This window comes from Flavobacterium sp. (assembly GCF_023151265.1).
GTDB lineage: Bacteria > Bacteroidota > Bacteroidia > Flavobacteriales > Flavobacteriaceae > Flavobacterium.
In genome coordinates this window covers 1-4,813 of record NZ_JAKLJH010000172.1, presented here as the reverse complement: position 1 = coordinate 4,813, position 4,813 = coordinate 1, and the positions used below count along the sequence as shown (strand labels likewise).

Sequence of the window (4,813 nt, the reverse complement as noted above, 5' to 3'; positions counted from 1 at the left end):
GCCCAAGTGAACTCTTTAATTTTCAATGAAAACAACGGAATTTCGGCATTTAATATATACGAACTCAAAATTGTAATAAACAACAACACATAAGGATTGTATAAAATAGTAGTCAATCCTTCAAAGTCATTAGCATATTGAATCATCGGAATACTCATAATTACTAATGCATTGGCAGGTGTTGGTAAACCAATAAAAGAATCGGTTTGACGGGTATCGATGTTAAAATTTGCCAAACGATAGCAAGAAGCCAATGTAATTAAAAAGCCTAAATAAGGCACAAATCCCATATAAAAATACTCTTCTGTAAGATAATAAACCGAAGTAGAATCTTCCTGAATATTTTGAAACAAGACAAACATCATTAATCCCGGCACTACACCACAAGTAACCATGTCTGCCAAAGAATCTAATTGCACACCTAAAGGTCCGGCTACATTGAATTTTCTAGCCAAAAATCCATCCCAAAAATCAAAGAAAATACCCAAACAAACAAAAATAAACGCTTCATCATAATAGCCTTTAAAAATAGCGATGATGGCTAACAATCCTGCTGCTAAATTTAGCAAAGTGATTAGATTGGGAATGTGTTTTTTGATATTCATATAACGTTACTTTAAAACTCTTGACTTAATAATACAGTTTTACAACTAAATTGTTTTGCAAAATTACAACTAAAAAAGACCTAAAACCAAGCCTTCCCTAATTTACAGCAAATGTAATACAATAAGTTAATACTTTTAGAGTTTACTATTTGAGAAATTTATTTCATCTTTGTAAAAAAATTGGCGTTGAAAAAGACCATTTTACTACTTTTAATTTGTTTTTGTGGGACAACCTATGGGCAAACCGTTAGAAAATACTCAAATGAATTCATGAGTATTGGAGTTGATGCTGCTGCTTTGGGAATGTCTAATGCTGTTGTGTCGCATACTGGCGATGTGAATTCTGGCTATTGGAATCCTGCGGGATTATTGAAACTAGAAGACAAGCAGTTTTCATTGATGCATGCTAGTTATTTTGCCAATATTGCACAATACGATTATGCAGGATTTGCGATGCCAATTGATGACAGAAGCGCTGTTGGAATTTCCTTAATTCGTTTTGGAGTTGATGATATTTTAAACACTACACAATTAATTGATAGCGAAGGAAACATCGACTACAACAGAATTTCGCTTTTTTCTACTGCCGATTATGGCTTGACTGTTTCTTATGCTAGAAGTTTACCTATTGAAGGTTTAAATTATGGAGTAAATGCGAAAGTAATCAGAAGAATTATTGGAGATTTTGCTAATTCTTGGGGATTTGGATTGGATTTAGGAATTCAGTACATCAGTGATGATGAAGATTGGAAATTTGGTTTAATGATTCGCGATATTACTACTACTTACAATACTTGGACCATAGACGAAGAAAAATATCAAGAAATTGCCGATGCTATTCCAGGTGAAAATCAAGAATTACCAGAAACTAGCGAAATTACATTACCAAAAGCGCAATTAGGAATGTCGAAAAAATGGATTATTCGTTATGATTATAGTTTGTTAGCTGCAACGAATTTAAACATGCAATTTGCAAGAACAAACGATATCATTTCAACAAACGCAGTAAGTATTGATCCTGCACTTGGATTGGAATTTGGTTATATCGATTTGGTTTATTTGAGAGCTGGTGTTGGAAATTTTCAGCAAATTACTCAAATTGATAATTCAAAAAAGCTAAGTTTTCAACCAAATATTGGTTTAGGATTCAAATACAAAGGCATACAAGTGGATTACGCTTTAACCGATTTAGGAGACCAAAGTGCAGCTTTGTATTCCAATATTTTTTCTATAAAAGTAGATTGGGAATTGTTTAGATAATTTTAGAAGCAAGAGAAAAGAAACAAGAAGAAAGACTTTACATAAAATGATAAAAAAACTACTTTTCGCTTTACTTATTTTAATTTCTATTGATGGGTTAGCCCAAAACATTTCACTTTCCGAAAAAGCAAAAGTCAGCATTTTAACTTGTGGTTTAGGTCCAGAATCGTATGCCATGTATGGTCATACTGGTATTCGTATTCAAGATAGTTTAAGAAGAATTGACGTAGTTTACAATTATGGTGCTTTTGATTTTAGTACACCTAATTTCATTGGTAGATTTATAAAAGGCGATTTGCAATATTTTGTTACCAATGGTAGTTTCATCGATTTCTATTACAATTATCAAATGGAAAATCGTGAAATAATTGAACAAGAATTAGACCTTAATCCTTATCAAATCAATACGTTATTTCAACAACTAAATCATTCGGTTTATAGTGATGAGCGTTTTTATACTTATAAATTTATTGATAGAAATTGCACCACAATGGTAGTGGATAAAATCAATGGCATTTTAGGCAAAGAATATATAAAATCAGATAGCTCAAAAATGTCGTATCGTGAAATTTTATATCCGTACATGAGCGACTTTTATATGAAATTAGGAATTCAATTGATTTTTGGTGCAAAAGTAGATGAACCAGCCACTCGTCTATTTTTACCATATGAATTCAAAGACGCCATTTCGGCTACAAAAGTAAATGGAAATAAAATTGAAAAGAGTAATTCGAAAATCCTTCAAGTAACCAAAGTTGAAACTCCATTTAATTGGTTAAACTCTATTTACTCATTAATTACAGCGCTTTTAATTTTAGTTCTTTTAAACAAAAAATGGATAAAAATTAGTTACTTTATCTTTGCTGGATTATTAGGACTTTTCTTCTCTTTAGTAGGGTTATATTCGTTGCACGAAGAAATCTTATGGAATTACAATATTTTATTATTCAATCCGCTTTTATTAGTTTTTGCTTGGTATCTTAAAAAAGGAATTAAAGAAAGAATAGTGCTGTTTGGACAAATTATTTTAGCGATGCTTTTAGTTTATCTTGCCTACATGACTACTAAAATTCACTTAGAAATTGTTTGGCCATTTATCGCCTTACATTTTTATTGGATAGCAAAAATTGTGTTACAAATTAAGAGATCAAAACAAAGTACTTCCTTTTAAACTCTTAAACTTTTAACCTTCTAAACTATTTTTATTGTCCTCTAAAAAACAATACCGTACTCATTGTTTTTACTACGATATTAATATCTAGAAACAAGCTTCGGTGTTTGATGTAGTACAAATCGTAGCGTAGTTTCATCAAACTATCTTCTAAGTTAGAACCATAAGGATAATTCACTTGTGCCCAACCTGTAAGTCCAGGTTTAATAACATGGCGTGTTTGATATAAAGGAATGGCATTAGCAATTTGTTCAACAAACACAGGTCGCTCTGGTCGTGGACCAATTATTGCCATATCGCCTTTTAAAACATTGATAAATTGAGGTAACTCATCTAATCTTGTTTTGCGTAGAAATTTTCCAAAAGGAGTAATTCGGCTATCATTTGTTGTAGCAAAAACAGCCCCATTTTGTTCGGCATTTTGTACCATGGTTCTCATTTTGTAAATCGTAAATGGAACTCCGTTTTTCCCAACACGTTCTTGGGTATAAAAAAAACTTCCTTTATTAACAAAAAGATTGACAATCCATAAAAAAGGTGCCAATATAAAAAACCCAATTAATCCAACTAGCGAAAAAACAATATCAAAAAAACGGCTGTAATACACATACAATTTGTTTTGATTGCTTCTACTAAAAGGGAAAAACTTATACAATTCTCTATCTTCAAAATGAATAGGCAAACGATACGTACTGTATTCATAAACTTGATTGTACTTTCTAATTACAATACCTTTTTCAAGTAGTCGAAGTAACTTATTATACAAATCAACCGAGGTTAATTTATTTTTAACATTAGCCACTACGATTTCAGAAATGTAATTTTGGTACACAAACTCATCTAGATTTTCCGCTAAAATACGCTCAACATTTGTGTTATTTGGTACTTCATCTACTGCAATATAACCCACAACTCTGTAATGTGGATTAAATTTAGCTAATTCGGTTACCAATGCATCTACCTCTTTACTACTTCCTACGAAAAGTACTTTTTTCATAAATCGATTAGACGCAAAAAAAACAATATATAAATAGCGCCAAACTGATAATGAAATTAAAATAGAAAAGAAAAACAGTATAATCTGCAAACGATTGGAAGGCAATACTGGAGTATAAAAAGGGGTTAACAAATAAAGTAAAACGGTTACAGAAGTTGTTAAAATAATACTTTTAGAAATTTGAAATCGGTTACTAGCAGTCTGCAAATTGTACATTTCGAAAATTGTTCCGAAGAAAACCAAATAAAGTGCTAAAACGATTGTCCAATAAAAACTGGTCTGAGATATTCTGAAATAATCAAATTTCGTATAATGTCCAATTAATGCTAAAGTCATTAAAGTAAAAAATACATCCATAACACGCAATAAGATTTTGCGTTCTGAAATTTCAAAATGTATTTTTTGGGAAGCACTCATTCTTTTATAATTCTAACGCAAAGTAACGAATTTAAAAGAAACCACGAAATCATCGTTGAAAATTTATTGAAATAGTAATTAATAATTGTTAAAGATTTCAAAATTCAACATTCGTTATTCCTCATTCAACATTCAATAACAGGATACCTGAAACAAAAAAACTCACATTCACTTCAAAACCTGCTTCCATTCCTCTTTCACTACATTCCAATCCATTTGGGCTATAAAATTTCGTGCACTTGAAGTTAGTTCTTTCGTTTTTTGTTGATTTTCTATCAAACAACAAATAGAATCTACCATGGCAACAACATCATTATCGTTAACTAATAAAGCATTTTTTTTATCAGTAAGTAAATAAGGAAT

At 30.9% G+C, this 4,813-nt stretch carries 4 protein-coding genes and 1 pseudogene; 2 read left to right on the top strand and 3 right to left on the bottom strand.

All coding sequences use genetic code 11. The features are described from left to right. Positions 1 to 605 (bottom strand): CDP-alcohol phosphatidyltransferase family protein (locus L6Q46_RS12770; protein ID WP_291284628.1); only part of this gene is annotated, 605 nt, incomplete at its 3' end. Positions 606 to 875: 270 nt separating this feature from the next. On the opposite strand from L6Q46_RS12770, the gene L6Q46_RS12765 reads away from it, so the two are divergent. Both L6Q46_RS12765 and L6Q46_RS12760 read left to right on the top strand, forming a co-directional pair. Continuing rightward, the gene (locus tag L6Q46_RS12765) at positions 876 to 1,865 is read left to right on the top strand and encodes a PorV/PorQ family protein (RefSeq protein ID WP_291284627.1); all 990 of its coding nucleotides are present in this window, start codon (positions 876 to 878) and stop codon (positions 1,863 to 1,865) included. A 46-nt stretch (positions 1,866 to 1,911) separates the two neighbouring features. Continuing rightward, a complete protein-coding gene (locus L6Q46_RS12760) occupies positions 1,912 to 3,036 on the top strand; it encodes a DUF4105 domain-containing protein (RefSeq protein ID WP_291284626.1) in 1,125 nt (374 codons plus the stop codon). 31 nt (positions 3,037 to 3,067) lie between these two features. Here L6Q46_RS12760 and L6Q46_RS12755 read toward each other — a convergent pair whose 3' ends face one another. Together L6Q46_RS12755 and L6Q46_RS12750 are read right to left on the bottom strand one after the other, a co-directional pair. Further along, a complete protein-coding gene (locus L6Q46_RS12755) occupies positions 3,068 to 4,450 on the bottom strand; it encodes a sugar transferase (RefSeq protein ID WP_291284625.1) in 1,383 nt (460 codons plus the stop codon). Between the two features lie 168 nt (positions 4,451 to 4,618). After that, a pseudogene (locus L6Q46_RS12750) lies at positions 4,619 to 4,813 on the bottom strand (glycosyltransferase family 1 protein); the annotation flags it as partial.